The organism is Microbulbifer jejuensis (assembly GCF_047289955.1).
GTDB lineage: Bacteria > Pseudomonadota > Gammaproteobacteria > Pseudomonadales > Cellvibrionaceae > Microbulbifer.
In genome coordinates, this window is the sequence record NZ_JBLBUB010000026.1 from 40,148 (window position 1) to 56,562 (window position 16,415).

The 16,415-nt window shown below is 55.2% G+C and carries 17 protein-coding genes; 1 reads left to right on the forward strand and 16 read right to left on the reverse strand.

What is annotated here, in order from left to right:
* The first annotated feature begins 302 nt into the window (after positions 1-302).
* Complete coding sequence (locus ACL7TT_RS15990; RefSeq protein ID WP_413396884.1) at positions 303-2,435, forward strand: M4 family metallopeptidase; 2,133 nt, start codon at positions 303-305, stop codon at positions 2,433-2,435.
* A 180-nt stretch (positions 2,436-2,615) separates the two neighbouring features.
* Here the strand turns inward: ACL7TT_RS15990 and ACL7TT_RS15995 are convergent, their stop codons facing one another.
* From ACL7TT_RS15995 to fabF, 16 genes are all read right to left on the reverse strand, one after another.
* On the reverse strand, positions 2,616-4,274 hold the full coding sequence (locus ACL7TT_RS15995; RefSeq protein ID WP_413396886.1) for an alanine/glycine:cation symporter family protein: 1,659 nt from the start codon (positions 4,272-4,274) through the stop codon (positions 2,616-2,618).
* A gap of 107 nt (positions 4,275-4,381) precedes the next feature.
* Positions 4,382-5,428, reverse strand: a complete 1,047-nt coding sequence (locus ACL7TT_RS16000; RefSeq protein ID WP_413396888.1) for a D-cysteine desulfhydrase family protein — start codon at positions 5,426-5,428, stop codon at positions 4,382-4,384.
* Positions 5,429-5,925: 497 nt separating this feature from the next.
* Positions 5,926-6,258, reverse strand: a complete 333-nt coding sequence (gene yajC / locus ACL7TT_RS16005) for a preprotein translocase subunit YajC (protein ID WP_299945215.1) — start codon at positions 6,256-6,258, stop codon at positions 5,926-5,928.
* A 111-nt stretch (positions 6,259-6,369) separates the two neighbouring features.
* Positions 6,370-6,816 carry a helix-turn-helix domain-containing protein gene (locus ACL7TT_RS16010; protein WP_299945218.1) on the reverse strand — a complete coding sequence of 149 codons (447 nt, stop codon included), beginning with the start codon at positions 6,814-6,816 and terminating at the stop codon, positions 6,370-6,372.
* A 33-nt stretch (positions 6,817-6,849) separates the two neighbouring features.
* Positions 6,850-7,137, reverse strand: coding sequence for a hypothetical protein (locus tag ACL7TT_RS16015; RefSeq protein ID WP_413396890.1), 288 nt, complete (start codon positions 7,135-7,137; stop codon positions 6,850-6,852).
* 88 nt (positions 7,138-7,225) lie between these two features.
* Entirely contained in the window at positions 7,226-7,702 is a 477-nt protein-coding gene (gene bcp / locus ACL7TT_RS16020; protein WP_413396892.1) for a thioredoxin-dependent thiol peroxidase, read from the reverse strand.
* 83 nt (positions 7,703-7,785) lie between these two features.
* The gene (locus ACL7TT_RS16025) at positions 7,786-8,307 is read right to left on the reverse strand and encodes a DUF2244 domain-containing protein (RefSeq protein ID WP_299945224.1); all 522 of its coding nucleotides are present in this window, start codon (positions 8,305-8,307) and stop codon (positions 7,786-7,788) included.
* A 181-nt stretch (positions 8,308-8,488) separates the two neighbouring features.
* The gene (locus ACL7TT_RS16030) at positions 8,489-9,469 is read right to left on the reverse strand and encodes a malate dehydrogenase (RefSeq protein ID WP_413396894.1); all 981 of its coding nucleotides are present in this window, start codon (positions 9,467-9,469) and stop codon (positions 8,489-8,491) included.
* Between the two features lie 131 nt (positions 9,470-9,600).
* On the reverse strand, positions 9,601-10,227 hold the full coding sequence (locus ACL7TT_RS16035) for a dUTP diphosphatase (protein ID WP_413396896.1): 627 nt from the start codon (positions 10,225-10,227) through the stop codon (positions 9,601-9,603).
* Positions 10,228-10,250: 23 nt separating this feature from the next.
* Entirely contained in the window at positions 10,251-11,027 is a 777-nt protein-coding gene (locus ACL7TT_RS16040; RefSeq protein ID WP_413396898.1) for a TatD family hydrolase, read from the reverse strand.
* A gap of 8 nt (positions 11,028-11,035) precedes the next feature.
* Positions 11,036-11,389, reverse strand: coding sequence for a PilZ domain-containing protein (locus ACL7TT_RS16045; protein ID WP_299945234.1), 354 nt, complete (start codon positions 11,387-11,389; stop codon positions 11,036-11,038).
* Between the two features lie 128 nt (positions 11,390-11,517).
* Positions 11,518-12,543: a DNA polymerase III subunit delta' gene (locus tag ACL7TT_RS16050; RefSeq protein ID WP_413396900.1), complete on the reverse strand. Its 1,026-nt coding sequence runs from the start codon at positions 12,541-12,543 to the stop codon at positions 11,518-11,520.
* A 71-nt stretch (positions 12,544-12,614) separates the two neighbouring features.
* On the reverse strand, positions 12,615-13,235 hold the full coding sequence (tmk, locus tag ACL7TT_RS16055; RefSeq protein ID WP_413396902.1) for a dTMP kinase: 621 nt from the start codon (positions 13,233-13,235) through the stop codon (positions 12,615-12,617).
* A gap of 3 nt (positions 13,236-13,238) precedes the next feature.
* Positions 13,239-14,300, reverse strand: a complete 1,062-nt coding sequence (gene mltG, locus ACL7TT_RS16060) for an endolytic transglycosylase MltG (RefSeq protein ID WP_413396904.1) — start codon at positions 14,298-14,300, stop codon at positions 13,239-13,241.
* Complete coding sequence (locus ACL7TT_RS16065) at positions 14,297-15,067, reverse strand: aminotransferase class IV (RefSeq protein WP_413396906.1); 771 nt, start codon at positions 15,065-15,067, stop codon at positions 14,297-14,299. Before ACL7TT_RS16065 ends, mltG begins: the two co-directional genes overlap by 4 nt.
* A 45-nt stretch (positions 15,068-15,112) precedes the next feature.
* Positions 15,113-16,354 carry a beta-ketoacyl-ACP synthase II gene (gene fabF, locus ACL7TT_RS16070; protein ID WP_413396908.1) on the reverse strand — a complete coding sequence of 414 codons (1,242 nt, stop codon included), beginning with the start codon at positions 16,352-16,354 and terminating at the stop codon, positions 15,113-15,115.
* Positions 16,355-16,415: the final 61 nt, after the last annotated feature.

The following is a 16,415-nucleotide window of genomic DNA, read 5'->3' on the forward strand; positions in this document are numbered from 1 at the left end:
CTTGGGCAAAACTATCGAAAACAATTAAAATAAAAGGATTTGCCATGAATTTTTTGTTGCCAGCATATGTATGCAAGGTACTCTCTCTATACCCGAAAATATCGGGCACTCGGTTTGAGAAAGCGTGCGTCAATACCGCTCATGCGGCCCTACCCCCTTGACGCCCGGCCACCTTCTGACGTCTTACCAAACATGAAGACCGGACTGTACCTGCCGGATTTTCCACACATCCTCACAAGGGAGGATTTCCGGTGCCGGGCTTCCGGTTTCGTATAAGAAAGCAATTAAAGGGAAAGCTAGCAATGAAGCATTTAGTAGGAGTTACCTGCACTTTAGCCATGGCTATTAGTGCCCAGGCCGCCGAGCGCGTCCCCGCCACTGTGGATATGCTCTCGCCCCAGGCATTAACCGCCATTGCCGGGTCTGATATCGGGCTTAAAAAAGTGCGTGAACGCACTCTGAGCAATGGCAGAACTGTCGCCCGATATCAGCAGACTCACAAGGGAATTCCCATTTGGGGTCAAACAGTAACCAGCTCTGGACAGGGACTGATCACCGAAGTGCACGGCAATGTGCTCACTGGTTTGGAACTGGAAGTCCCCAATGTTCGCGCTTCCATTGATAGCAACAATGCGCTTGAACGCGCAATGAATCACCAGATCACCACGCGCACCCAGCAGGGCCTGGTGCAGGGCGCACTTTCCCTGCCCGCGCTCAAACTGGAAGCCAAGAACCCTAAGCAAGAACTCTATATCTATATCAATGAAGAGGATGAGGCCCGCCTGGCTTATCTGGTCAACTGGGTGGAGTACGGCGATAAGCCCACCCGCCCCTTCTACTTTATCGATGCCATGACCGGCGAAGTCATCCAGCACTGGGACGGCCTGAACTTCCAGCAGTTCCAGGAGGCCACCGGCCCCGGCGGCAACCAGAAAACCGGCCGCTACGAGTATGGTACTGACTTCCCACCCATGGAGGTGGACAGTAACTGCCGCATGGATACTGTCAATGTCGAAACGGTAGATATGAATCACGGGACCAGTGGCGGCAATATTCACCAGTTCGTCTGTCCTTATAATGACTATAAACCGATCAATGGCGCTTTTTCACCGCTGAACGATGCCCATTTCTTTGGCGGCGTGGTCTTCGACCTTTACAGTGACTGGTACAACACCTCTCCGCTAACCCAGAAGCTGCGGATGCGGGTGCATTACGGCAACAGCTTTGAAAACGCCTTCTGGGACGGCCTTCAAATGACCTTCGGCGATGGTCGCAACACCTTCTATCCCCTGGTCAGCCTGGATGTTTCCTCCCACGAAGTGAGCCACGGTTTCACCGCGCAAAACTCCGACCTCCGCTACAGCGGCCAGTCCGGGGGAATCAACGAGGCGTTTTCAGATATCGCCGGAGAGGCGGCTGAGTTTTATATGCGCGGTAGTAACGACTGGCTGGTTGGTGCAGAAATTTTCAAACTCAGCGGCGCACTGCGCTACTTTGAAGATCCAACCCGTGATGGCCGCTCTATTGGTCACGCCAGTGACTATGTCGATGGGATGGATGTCCACTTCAGCTCCGGTGTCTTTAACCGTGCCTTCTATCTGATTTCCAATACCAACGGCTGGACCACTCGTACCGCCTTTGACACTTTTGTGCTCGCCAACCAGATGTACTGGAGCCAAAATTCAAATTTCGTTGATGGTGCCTGTGGTGTGGTCTCGGCAACCGAAGACCTCGGTTACGACGTATCGGCGGTCACGGCGGCCTTCGACACGGTGGGCGTCTCCACCAGCGACTGTAGTGGTACCGAACCCCCGACCGGTGGTGAGCTGGAGAACGGCGTCCCCGAAGAGAATTTGTCGGGCAACACCGGCCAGGAAATCCACTATACCCTGGCAGTCCCGGCAGGCGCGACCGACCTGAGTTTCGCCATGTCTGGCGGAACGGGTGATGCCGACCTGTATGTCCGCTTCGGCGCCGCCCCCACGACTTCCACCTACGACTGCCGTCCCTACACCCCTGGCAACAACGAAACCTGCCCTGTTTCCAATGTCCAGGAAGGCACCTACTATGTGATGGTCCGCGCTTACACCTCCTTCACCGGCGTCAACCTGGTAGGTAACTACGCCGGCAGCAGCGGAAGCGGCTGGGAGGAAACCGACCTGTCCGGCTCCCAGCGCGGTTGGCAGCACTTCACACTGGAGGTGGCCAGTGGCATGTCTTCTCTTACCGCGACAATGTCCGGCGGCAGCGGCGACAGTGACCTCTACGTGCGTTACGGCTCCGCCCCCACCCGCGACACCTGGGATTGCCGTCCCTACAAATGGGGTAACGATGAAAGCTGTAGTATCGACAATCCTCAGGCGGGTACCTGGCATGTCAGTATCCGGGGCTACTCCTCCTACTCAGACGTAACCTTGAGTGCTCAAGCGGAGTAAGCACAGGCACTGAACCAATGTATCGGCGACCGGCCCAGAGCAATTAACGGAGTACCCATCGCTACCCCCGCACTGGGGTTAGATTAAGGCTTGGGAACGAAAGCCGTACAGCGCCAATAAAAAGGGCGGCCTCTTGGCCGCCCTTTTTCACTTTCGAGGACCCCCTTCGGGATCAGCCAGTTACTTGTGCCTAGGATCTTTCCAATATTCCTTGACCGTATCCTTCATTTCTTTTGCCAGCACCGTAATACCGAACAGATTGGGCAGGGTCATAATAATGATCGCCACAGCGGACAGGTTCCAAATGATGGTTGTGTCCTCGATTGCCGCCCAGAAGAAGGCAACCACATACACAATCCTGTAGGGCATTACCGCTTTAGGCCCGAACAGGTAGATCATCGAGCGGTCGCCGTAGTAAGACCAGGCGATAGCCGTGGAGAAGGCAAACAGCAGAATCCCCAGGGTAACAATTAGCCCACCATATTCCCCAAAGAAACCGCGCTGAAACGCTTTGTTGGTCAATGCCACCGAGTGCACCAGGGATTTGCCCCAGATATCGACATCCTCATTGGCGAACTTACCGTCCACTACAGTGAGAACACCGCTGAAGCTGTCATCGCCAACGCGAAAATCCAGATCCTCCGCGATAGAGCGCGCGTGAATCAGGGTAAAATCCTGGGTATTCTGCACATGACCGTCGTCCACCACTACAGAGCCATTATAAGCTTTTACAGTACTTGGCTGGCTACTCAGGTAATTAAACAGCTGCTTCACATTCTTAGCATTGTTCTCGTCAAATTGGCCTTCCACCACATAGGTATCCGCCCCTTCAAACAGGTTCTCATGCTTTTCTGTCCAAACCCCGGAGGAGAGAATCACAAGGCCGGTCAGGGTACAGATAATGATCGTATCGATGAAAGGCTCCAGCAGGGAAACCATACCTTCGGAAACCGGTTCATCGGCGCGCGCTGCGGCGTGCGCAATCGGTGCGGAACCCTGCCCCGCTTCGTTGGAGAAGAGGCCCCGGTTTACCCCGCGGTTAAAGGCATAGGCAAAGCTGGCACCCAGAAAACCGCCCACTGCCGCACTGCCGGAAAAGGCATCGCGGAAAACGGCCCCAAAGGAAGGAATAATATTTTCGTAGTTGTATAAAATAACACCCAGGGCACCGATCACATAAATTAATGCCATGGTGGGAACAATGGTGGAAGTCACCTTGGCAATCCGCGTGATACCCCCAATGATCACCATCCCAAGCAAGATAGCGAGCACTCCGCCGGTCAACCCCTTATTGATACCGAAAGAATCATGCATGGCCTGGGCGATATTGTTGACTTGGGGAAGACTCCCTGTGCCGAATGAACAAATGACCGTGGCAATGGCAAACAGAACAGCGAGCCACTTCATATTGAGACGGCGCTCCATATAGAACATGGGGCCACCGGCAAAGTACCCGTCCGCTGCCTTGATACGGTATTTGTGGGACAGCGTCACCTCGACAAACTTGGTTGTCATACCGAGAAAAGCCGTCATCCACATCCAGAAAAGCGCAGCCGGCCCCCCCAAGAAGATGGCGAGACCCACACCACCGATATTACCGGTGCCGACAGTACCGGAAAGCGCGGTCGCAAGGGCTTGAAAGTGCGAGGCATCACCGGGATCGCTGGGCTTGTCGTACTTGCCCTGTACAACTTTGATCGCATGCCTGAAGTAGCGAATCTGCGGGAACCCAAGATAAATGGTGAAAAAGAAACCGACTCCCAACAACACCCAGGGAAACCAGGGTGCTGAACCGAGCAAGCCGTCCAGTGACAGCAATAATTGATTAAAGGACTCCAAGCTAACCCCCACGGTTCTGACTGAGTTCTGATTATTTTATAGACAGCCAAAGCTGTAATACGTGGCGCAGATTAGCAGCTTCCACGGCGCTAGAACAGTAATGCCGGTCAATCCCCCAGAAATGAAAAGTTCTGCCGGTAGGGAAACAGGGCAAACTGCCCCCCGGTATGAACGAAAACCAGATTGTCAGCCCCTCCATAGTTCCCCATTTTCAATTCCTGCAAAAGCCCGTGAAAGGCTTTGCCGGTATAGACCGGGTCCAGTAAAAGTCCCTCAAGGCTCGCCACTTCAGCAATGGTTTGATAAACCGGTCTCTCTGCTTGGGCATATCCCGGCCCGATATAATTTTCATTGACACGAACTGCAAGTGAGGCGGTAACCACTCTCGCTCCCGCCAACGCACACCAATGACGAATATCCTCCCTTACCTTGGCCTGAAAATAGGCCGCGTTATCACAAACAGCGTAGCCAGTGACTTTACACCCAGTCTTCAGCAGGTGGCAACCCAGCGTCAGGCCAGCCTGGGTTCCCCCACTTCCGGTAGCGCACACGATATGCTCTGGCTCGAAACCATATGCCAGGCAGTCAGTCATCAACTCCCTGGACGCCGCGATATACCCCCAGATACCAAGACCGTCGCTGGCACCCGTGGGAATACAGAATGGCCGGTGGCCCCGGGACCGATAGTCCTCAGCCCAGCATTTAAAGCACTCAGCTAACGTCTCCTGGTATTCCTCCGCTGGATACACTGCCACGGCTGCGCCAGCCAGGCGATCCAACAACAGATTTCCATCCATCTCCTCACTGGTCCCTCCTCGCAGTAACAGCTGTACCTGCAAACCGAGCCTGGCACCCACAAGTGCCGTGGTGCGGCAATGGTTGGATTGCAACCCCCCACAGGTAATCAGCGTATCACAGCCCTGCCCGGTGGCAGCAGCGGTGACAAACTCGAGCTTGCGAAGCTTATTGCCCGACATCCCGGATTCAGTCAGGTCATCCCGCTTCACCCAGATTCGCGGCCCACCATAAGGGAAGGAAAAATGCTCGCTGATACGATTCAACGGCTGTAAAGGGGTTGGCAGATTGGCCAGCTTCAGACGGGCGGGCAACTCAATGGGCAGGCTTTTGCGCACAGCGGTTCCATCCCAGTTCATTGGATCAATGGCAAACGGTGGCCGAATTGGGAATCCCTTGCCCCTACAGATCAGTGCCTCTAGAACCTGTTTTTGCCAAGGCCAAGGCGACGAGAACGGCTTATACCACGGCGTAAGCCCATACAGGCAGCCCGACAAATTTCCCTCATTGGCTCAGTCGCTTCCTCCGGCAGATTGGCCTGAATCCTGGATAGTCCCACTGATCAGAAAAGCCCGATTAAGGGCGGCCTGTGCAGAACAATTGACCTGAGAAAAGAGGCTGTTCCCCCCTTTCACAGGTTAGCTGAGCTGAATCCCGGATTGTCATTACCTTCCAGACAATGTCTGCTGTCAACCAATTGCCTTTGTTTTAAGCACAGCCTTCACCTGATAGCGAATCCCCTACCAAACAGTACGCAGAAGATTCTCTTCAAAACCGAATCAGGCCCAATAAAAAAGCCCGGCGGCTACCAGGCTTTTCTTGACTAAACAGCTAAAGGCGCAGGCCGTACAACTTGTCAGATCTTTTTGATCGTGCCTTTGGGCAATACAGCATTCACTGCCACTTTCTGGAATTTCAGGGACATATTGTCCGCTACCTCCAAAACGATGTAGTCGTCATCGACTTTGTCGACCCGGCCCAGCATACCGCTGCTCATGACCACTTCATCGCCCTTTTTCAGAGCACCCACCAACGCCTGATGCTCTTTCTGGCGCTTGCGCTGAGGGCGGATAATAAAAAACCACATAAACGCGAACAGGCCCGCAAACATCAACAGGGTAATCATTGAATTGCCCTGGGGTGCCGGCCCGGCTTGCTGTGCCATGGCAGAAGGGATAAAAAAGCTCATGCAAAACCTCAAAGAGTCAGCCTATAAAATTGCCGCCAACTCTAACGGGTTTACCCCGCCGAGGCAACGGATCGGACCGATCCGGGCTGAACCGGCCAAACCCATTTCCGCTTAAAACCGCTGGCGGACCTGGCGCCGGTAGCCAGTTGGCGACATACCAGTCCAGCGCTTGAAGGCACTGGTGAAACTGGTTCTGTCCGAGAAGTCCAGAATTCTTGAGATACCGTCGACACTGAGCGCAGTATCCTTGAGAAAATGCACTGCATGGCGGAATCGCACGTGATCACGCAACGAGGCAAAGCTCAAGCTGTGCTCCTGCAATCGGCGCTGTAAAGTCCGGGTAGACATGCTTAAATCGGAAGCGACCGGGCGAATCGCGAGAGAGGCCTTGCCAATGCGCTGTTCCAGCACATCGATCACCCGAGCGGCAATACCAAAGCTGGTTGCCTCCGGGGGGGCCAGGAGCTGGTCGAGAATATTCGGGTCTCCGGATATCCTGGCCTGCTGAAGGGATTTGTCTTCAGATAGCGAAGTCTGGTCGGGCTGAGTATGGTTCATCGAGCTGCTCCTTTTGAGTTCCGTGAGCCGCAGTTATTTTTCTATGTCCGCTTCCAGCGAATCCCGATTACCACTGCCCGCTCCTGCATACCAACCATCTTTTCGGGCTACCACTTGATGCGGGATGCATCGAAAACTGACATCGAATCCTTCACAGAGATGTACAATTTTTAAACTAACCGCTCCGGCAATACCCCACAGAGAAACACTCTCTCGCCGGCGCACCTTTCCTTTACAACAGCCAGTATAGACCAAGATTTGAGAAAGCAAGGGACGACAGCGCTTTTTTTCATTGTCTTTTGCTGCAGGTGCAATACCCACTCCCTGAACCAGGGCTCAAAGCGCAGGAAACCGCGCCCCAGGGCGACCAATGGACACACGCCCTGCCGAAACCCACCCTACACGGCGGTCAATCCAGATTCTCATCGATCCAGTTGAGCACATCGGTATGGTGGGTCTTGGTTTTAACCTTGTCAATGACATGCCTGAGACGACCGCTCCTGTCGATGATAAAGGTGGTCCGTATCAAGCCCAGGTACTCCCGGCCCATAAACTTTTTCAAGCCCCAACAACCATATTTTTGGGCGATTTTATGCTCTTCATCGGACAGGAGATCAAAGTTGAGTCCCTGTTTCTCAATAAACCGCTGTAACTTCCCCACCCCATCTGGGCTGACCCCCAACACTACGGTACCGCGTTTCTTGAACGCCTCGGCACTATCCCTGATACCGCAGGCCTGCGTGGTGCAGCCCGGCGTCAGCGCTTTGGGGTAGAAATAGAGCACCAGATGATTTTTGCCACGAAAATCCTTAAGAGAAACTTTCTCACCATTTTGGTTGGTCAAGGTAAAAGCCGGTGCCAAATTACCAATTTTGGGAAAGGCCATATGAAATCCCCCGTGGAGCTGGAGTAAACAATGCAGGGATTATAACGAAAGGAGGCTATAGAAACGCCAGTTCGGCGCAAAAATCAAAACTGGTGCAGTTGCAATGCCCTGTCTTTACGCGCGCAGATACCTATACGTCCCAACCTCTTAACTAACTCCGCCTTTTCCGCATCAGTCAGGAATTCCCCCACTTCCAGGCACCCCTCAGGGCCACTAAAGCTCACCGAGGCGGGTTCTGCTGTCCCGCTGCCCATGCGCACCAGGACCGCCAGGCTGTCCCTGGTGAATTCCCGGTGGTAAACGCTCTGTTGACGAAACCCTCTGCAGCAATCGAACACGACCTGCTCATCATCAATACGAATCACTTCGCGACGGGTTCCCTCCAGGCAGACATAGGCAAACAGCACCGCTAATAACAGCATCTCCAGGCCCGCAAACGGCAGAATCATCCAGGCACCGGCAAAGGCGAAAGCCAGGCTGATACCGAGGGAAACAGCGACCAGGGAGAAAAACACCCACAGGTTTGCAGAGACAGACAGGGATTGGTTTGGTTGAAGAAGAATACAGGCGCAGCGGGGAGAGTAACGGCCGACTTCAGTAACCATGGCAGACGGTTCCGGCAAGTACTTACTCACAGTGTAGTGTCGCTGCCGGCAGCCCACATTGGCAGAACCGCCCGGTAAATCCTCCCATATGCGGCTCCAGAACAAACACCGCCAAAAACCCGCTGGACCGGGCGGGTTTGTTGGCGAGTGACCAGACGCAATGGCTGGTCGATCAACCGGATTATGGCAGCAGGTGCGCTACTGCATCACGCTCTTCCACCAGCTCCTGCTCGGTGGCAGCCATCTTCTCACGGGAGAAAGTGTTGTTTTCAACGCCCTGGACAATTTCCCAGTGGCCATCCTTGCAGGTACAGGGGAAAGAGTAAATCAGGCCTTTCTGTATACCATAGGAACCATCACTGTACACTGCCATGCTGGTCCAGTCGCCTTCAGCAGTACCCAGTGCCCAATCGCGCATGTGGTCGATCGCCGCATTGGCAGCAGATGCCGCGGAGGAGGCACCCCGGGCCTTGATGATTGCCGCACCACGCTGCTGAACAGTGGGAATAAAGTCATTCTCGTACCATTCCTGCGCGACCCTGTCCATAGCGGCACCGCCGGAAACTTTCACCTGGTACAGATCCGGATACTGGGTGGAGGAGTGATTGCCCCAGATCGTCAGATGGGTAATATCGTTCACGCTGGACGCTGTTTTGTTGGCCAGTTGGGACAGAGCGCGATTGTGGTCCAGGCGGGTCATCGCGGTGAAGTTGCGCGGGTCCAGATCCGGGGCATTGCACTGGGCGATCAGCGCATTGGTATTCGCCGGATTGCCAACTACCAGTACTTTTACCGTGCGCGAAGCAACATCGTTTAAGGCCTTACCCTGTGCAGAGAATATTGCGGCATTGGCTTCCAGCAGATCCTTGCGTTCCATACCCGGCCCGCGGGGGCGCGCACCGACCAGCAGTGCGTAATCGGCATCTTTAAAGGCAATAGTGGCATCATCGGACTGAACGATACCCCCGAGCAGCGGAAAAGCACAGTCTTCAAGCTCCATGGCGACCCCTTTCAGCGCCTCCAATGCCGGTGTAATTTCCAGCAACTGCAGAATAACCGGTTGATCTTTACCCAGCATCTCGCCGGAAGCGATACGGAACAACAACGAATAGCTAATCTGGCCGGCAGCGCCGGTAACAGCAACACGAACAGGTGCTTTCACGATAATTCTCCCTCATTGGTAAGCGGCCGCATTATAGGGCCTCGCAGGTAAAATTCATCTCATTCAAGCGAATAAGCGAGCCAATTTAAGAGTGAAAACGCCCTGCTTGCGCCAACACTACAAAAGGCCCCTCAAGTCCGCACAAGTTCCCGGTAACGCGTTTGCAAAGCGCGATAAACCTGGTCGCTGTAATCGGCAGCGGCAGAATCGAGCTGATCGGCAATCTCGGCCAGGTGTTCATTGTCTTCACGCCCGCACCAGTGCTTCAGATAGGTACCCTGCTTATAACCATTGTCCTGGCGAAAGCGATTAAGCACATTTTTACCGACATAACGCCGATAAAGCTCCGCAAATGACATTGTGGTATCGGCGAGCAATTGGGCAAATCCCACCAGATCAAACTGCTTGCTGGCCAGCGTGTTCAGGGTGAAAGACTCCAGGTTCTCACGGAAATCTCCCGGCGCGCGCCGCTCGCTCTCAAGTTCCTGCAGCATAGTCACCGCCACCCGTTCCGGAGCGCCCTGCTGTAACTCCAGGCTGAGCCCGAAATGCCAGATATCCACCAGCTCCAGTTTTACCTGATCCATATCCGGCTGCTGTTTTTTCCACCACTTCCAGCCAAAGTGATCCAACAACTCGGCACTTTCCACCCAAATCGCCCGATACCAGGCAAAATTTTGTGTGCGCCAGTTGTCATTGACCAAGGTATTAATCTCGTCTTGCAGTGTCAGCATGACCTGCAATTGCTGTTTCATCATTGGGGTACTTCCTATAGACCGAATCAAGCGGCTCGGGAGAATAATCGGAAAAAGTTTTCAGTGGTCATCTCGGCCAGTCGCCCGTAGGGAATTCCCCGTAAGTCGGCGATAAACTCGGCAACTTCCCGTACATAGGCGGGAATATTTGGCTTGCCACGATAGGGAACCGGGGCCAGGTAAGGAGAATCCGTCTCCACCAGCAGACGATCCAGAGGCAGCTTGCGCGCTATGTCACGCAGTGCTTGCGCATTTTTAAAAGTCACAATGCCGGACAGGGAAATATAATAGTTGAGATCCAGTGCAGACTTTGCCATCTCCCAGTTCTCAGTGAAACAGTGCAGAACCCCTGCCGTTTCCAAGTTACCGTATGCGCGAATCAGGTTGATGGTGTCCTCGCGGGCATCGCGGGTATGCACAATCACCGGCAGCACCGCTCGGCCGGCAGCCTCCAGATGTGCAGCAAAACTCTGCTGCTGAACGCTCTTGGTTTCTGTACTGTAGTAGTAATCGAGACCGGTCTCCCCCAGTGCAACCACCTTGGGGCGCTCAGCCATTTTTATCAGTGTATCGACATCGGCCAGCCCCGATTCCACATCCAGAGGGTGTACTCCGACCGAGCAGACAACATCCCGGTAGCGGGAAGCAATCTCCACTACCGTATCCGCATTTTCCAGGCTGACCCCGACACACAGGAACCTGCCAACCCCGCGGCTGCGGGCGAGCTCCAGCACCGCATCGAGATCACCATCCAATTTATCGAGTTTCAACCTGTCCAAATGACAATGGGAGTCTACAAGCATAAAGGTATCTACAACGTGTGTGTGGGCCGGCTCGATTCCAGCGTGCCTGCCAGGTAGGTCTCGATCTTATTCTGGGCGATATTATCCTTGTCTCCAAACTGAACGCCGATACCCGGCGTGCGGTTACCCTGTGCCCCGCTCGGAGTTATCCAGATCACCTTGCCAGCCACCGGGATTTTTTCCGGCTCATCCATCAGGCTCAGCAGCAGGAAAACTTCATCGCCGAGGCTGTAGGATTTTTCAGTACTGATAAACAGACCCCCATTCTTTACGAAGGGCATATAGGCCGCATAGAGAACAGACTTATCCTGAATCTTCAGCGAAAGGATACCGTTGCGGGCACCGCCTCCCATGGCTTTCATGCTCAATCCCACTGTTTTTACTATCGTACTAACTTATCCGAGCCCACCGGCCGTGTCCAGAATTCACACTTTCTCTGACCCTGAATGGGCCCTGGCGGCAATCTCAAATTCCGTTTCGGGGCAGGTTTCTAGATAAACAGCCTCGCCCAGCGAATCATAAGCTCTTCGAGAAGCAAACGGCGGTTGGGGTTTGCTCCTCCCATCAATCCCCTGCGCGCCTGCGCAAGGTGATCGTAGCATCCAAACAGCGGTCGCAGGCTTTCCTCCCCGGTGCCAGGCAGTCTTTGCAACAGGGCCATCACCTGGGCATCCCCACTTAAATCACAGCTGCGCATTTGCACCATCTGCGCAAGCCATTGCTGCCAGAACTGTAAAAGCTGGTCTAGCGCTGTGTCCCCGGGGGGTGTCTCCCAGCGAGCGGCCGCAGTGACTGCACTGACATTCCCCTGAGCCAGGGCGGTCAACGCCTGCAGAAACTGTTCACGCTCTGCCCTGGCCTCCACTCCAGCCAGAGTCGCAGCCATGAGTGGTGCCCCGCCGGACAGAGCCAGGGATCGCCGCGCCACGGTGTCTTCGACGCCGGCGTTTTCCAGCCACTGCAAGGCCATTTCCTCCGATGGCGGCGGAAAAACAATCGACTGGCAACGGCTGCGTATGGTCGGCAACAAGCTCGAGGGCGAGTCTGTAATCAACAGGAAGATGACCGACGGCGCCGGCTCCTCCAGATTCTTCAGGAGCGCATTGGCCGCATTGATATTCATGGCTTCCGCCGGCGCCAGCCATACCAGCCTCGTGCCTCCACGCCCGCTGGTACGTGCAACAAAGTTACCCAGTTGACGAACCTGCTCCACTTTGATGCCCCCCCCTGCCTTCTCAGGCTCCAGTCGCAGAAAATCCGGATGAGAGCCCGCCTGCCAGAGCCGGCAATCCCGACAACTGCCACAGGCCTGCCCGTTCTGCGGTTGTTCACACAGCACCAGAGCGGCAAAAGCCTCGGCAAAGCGTCGTTTGCCAAGCCCCACCTGGCCCGTCAGCAGCAGTGCGTGTGGACAGCGTCCTGCCCGCCACTGAACCCCGAGGCGCTGCCACTGCTGAATCTGCCAGGGTAGCAGGGCGGGAATGGAAGTCTGTTCAAGTGTTTCAGATACGGACATTTGCCAAGTTCATGTTAAAGGAAAACCGCCATCTGCAGGCCGCACTTTTTTGAGGAGCGTTTGGCTCACGGCTACAACAATCGTTCTAGCTCCTGCACCAGCGCTCTCTGCACCTGTTCCAGGGGTTGGCTGGCATCGACAATGGCATACCGCCCCGGGAAGGCCAGTGCGCGTTCATGATAAGCGGCGCGCACTCGATGGAAGAAAGCCAGGTGCTCGCTCTCGAAACGATCTGCCGCCCCCTTTCGGCCTGCGCGTTGCAAACCGGTTTCCGGGTCCAGGTCCAGCAGCAGCACTTTGTCCGGACGCAAATCCCCCTGCACAGCCTGCTCCAGCTGCTCAATCCGTGCTCTATCGAGCTGGCGGCCGCCGCCCTGATACGCGTAAGTAGCATCCGTAAAACGATCACAGACAACCCAATCGCCACGTTTCAGTGCCGGCACAATCACCTGGGCCAAATGCTGGGCCCTTGCGGCAAATACCATTAACAGTTCAGCCGTTGGGCTCACTACTTCCTCGCGTCTGGTGAGCAGCAGGGCGCGCAACTGTTCCGCCAGAGGCGTACCTCCAGGCTCTCGGGTCTGGATAAACGGGATGTTACGATCTTTCAACCACTGGGTAATAAACTGCAGGTTGGTGGACTTACCAACGCCTTCCACTCCCTCCAGGGTTATGAATTTTCCGTGCGACACAATTTAATTTCCTTCTGCCGGGCTGGAGCGATAGTCTGCTCGCCGCTTCAGCTGATACTCCCGCACCGCACGGTTATGCTCTGTTAGAGTCGCTGAAAAATGGTGGGAGCCATCACCCTTACCTACAAAATAAAGACTTTTGCCCGGCTCGGGATTGAGGGCTGCGCGAATGGCTGCGCGCCCTGGCAGGGCTATAGGCGTCGGGGGAAGTCCACGGATAACATAAGTATTATAGGGGGTTGGCTGGCGCAAATGCGCGCGGGTAAGATTTCCGTTGTAACCCTCACCCAAACCATAGATCACCGCAGGATCTGTCTGCAGCCGCATACCCCTGTTCAGGCGGCGCACAAAAACCCCGGCAATTTGACTGCGCTCGGAAGGCTGCCCGGTCTCTTTCTCGATTAGAGAGGCCATGATCAGCGCCTCATAAGGGGATTTGTAGGGAAGCCTGTCTCCCTTCGCCAGCCACTCCTCGCCCAATACCTGCTGCATACGTTCATAGGCCTGCTGCAGCAACTCGATATCGGTGGTGCCGGAGCGATACACATAAGTGTCGGGGAAAATCCAGCCCTCGACTGCGCCGCCTTCCAAGCCGAGCGCCAGGGCAGCGGCATGTACAGTGCTGCCCGCTGCGGATTTTACGATCTTCTGCTCAGACCTGATCTTCTGCAGTGCCTGGCGGAATGTCCAGCCCTCCACAAGCGTAACCCGATAGCGCATAACCTCGCCACGGTGCAGACGGGAGACCAGGTCTACTGCGCTGCTGCCCTGGGGCAGCAGGTATTCTCCGGAATGGATATCGGTCTTGCCCGCCCAATAGGCATAGGCGAGCACAAGACGGGGCCAGTGGATAATGCCATCGCGCTGCAGGTGTCTGAGCGCTCCGGATAAGCTGCTGCCCTTTTCTACCTGGAACTGCCACCCGCTTTCCCCTAGTGGCAGTGCAGCCGTCAAAGTGGTCTTCACCACCCACAGCGTTAGTGCCGCCAGTAGACACACCAGGAAGAACCCACCAAATGCGGCCTTAAAAAGCTTTCCTGAGGCACTGGGCCGCTTTTTCTTCACCACAATTCTTCCCCAATCAACTGCTGCAACCTTCGCGCACCCGCTCCTATTGACCAGTTCTTAAAGCCAATAATCTCTACCACGGGCAACACCCCCCGGACACTGTTGCACAGCACCACCTCATCGGCACCGCACAGTAGGTGTATATCCATGTCCCGCTCCTGCCACCCGATCCAATCAGACAACCATGCACGCATGACTCCCCGGACACCACAGCGCTGCAGGTTCGGAGTCACCCAGGTCCCGCCGAAGCGTGCCAGCAGGTTACAGCGCAGGCTTTCTATTACCCTGCCAGCACTATCGAGCATCAGACCATCCAGGCGCTCGCCATCTGGCAGTTCGGCTTTTGCTGCATTATATCGGCTGCGACACAAAAATTTGCAGCCCGAATTCATCAATTCAGAAATTGGCAGGTGTGTGTTGCAGGGAAATAAGTGAACACCAAGTTCTGCCTCCATTGAGTGCATCATTGGAAAAAAGGACAGATCCCAGCATTTGTGGCCATCAACAAGGCCGATACGCAATCGGACGATCGCCTCCCCCCGGATAGACTGGGTCGCCAGGTGTGGGATGGAACGATCTATTTCAGCGAGGAGATCCTGATCCAAAGAGGTGCTTCGGATCAGGCGGGCCCGGTGCAGCGACCACAACCGCAGGCTGCCATTGCGGCAACGCATAGTTTCGAGAATGCCATCTGTATAGTCACTATCGGGGACCAACCGGGGCACAGCCTGCCCCCGCAGGAAGAATTGTGGTAACTGAAACATCCTCCCCCCCAAAGCAGCGCGCTCACCCCTGTATGGGCGAGCGGATCAGACTCGCTTGAAGATCAGTGACCCGTTAGTACCACCAAACCCGAAGGAGTTTGATAGCACTGCGTCTATCGCCATGGACTGGGGTTCATGGGGGACAAGGTTTATACCGCGACAGGCATCGTCCGGGTCATACAGGTTGATGGTAGGCGGTGCTACCTGGTCGCGCAGCGTCAAAACGGAGAAAACCGCTTCTATTGCGCCCGCTGCCCCGAGCAAATGACCAGTCATTGACTTGGTGGAACTCACGGCCAATTTTCTGTTAGTGTCCGCAAAGATACTATGCACCGCCTGAATTTCTGCCCTGTCGCCCAGTGGCGTTGAGGTACCGTGGGCATTGATGTACTGAATGGCATCCGCATTGAGTCCGGCATCGCTGAGCGCATTTTGCATTGACAATGCTGCACCTGCGCCGTCCTCGGGGGGAGAGGTCATATGGAAGGCATCGCTACTCATACCAAAACCGACTGCTTCCGCATAGATTTTTGCCCCTCGCGCCCTGGCCCGCTCGTACTCTTCCAGAACAAGCACCGCAGCCCCTTCTCCCAACACAAAACCGTCGCGGTCCTTGTCCCAGGGTCTGCTGGCGACCTGCGGGTCTTCATTGCGGGTGGAAAGTGCCCTCGCTGCACAAAATCCGCCGAGCCCAACGGGTGTCGTAACCATTTCGGCACCGCCACACACCATGACATCTGCGTCGCCATATTGGATTGTGCGCATACCCAGGCCCAGCGCATGTGTGCCGGTTGTACAGGCCGTAGTCACAGCGAGGTTCGGCCCCCTTAGACCATACTTAATCGACAAATTACCCGCGACCATATTGATAATGGCGCCCGGCACAAAGAAGGGTGACACCCTGCGCGGCCCTTTTTCCGCAATCAGCATCCCATTATTTTCAATGGCCAGGATGCCCCCCATGCCCGAACCGATACAGGTGCCCATACGCGGAGCGTCGCACTCGTCTACTTCCAGGCCACTGTCTTCCATCGCCTGGATACCCGCAATCAGGCCATACTGCAAAAAGGGATCCATTTTGCGCGCGTCTTTAGCCAGCATGTAAGGGGTGGGATCAAACGCTTTTACTGTGGCCGCAAAGCGGGTGGAAAAAGCGGAAACATCAAATGTCTCTATCGGAGCTGCGCCACTGGTCCCAGTGAGAATGCCGGACCAAGTCTCTCCAATGGTGTTACCCAGCGGGCTGACAACCCCCATTCCGGTTACTACAACTCTTCTGTGCGACACTCTGGTTCCCCCGAAGCTCTTGCTGCCGCCGTAGATTCCAACCCAGTGGAGAGAACAACCC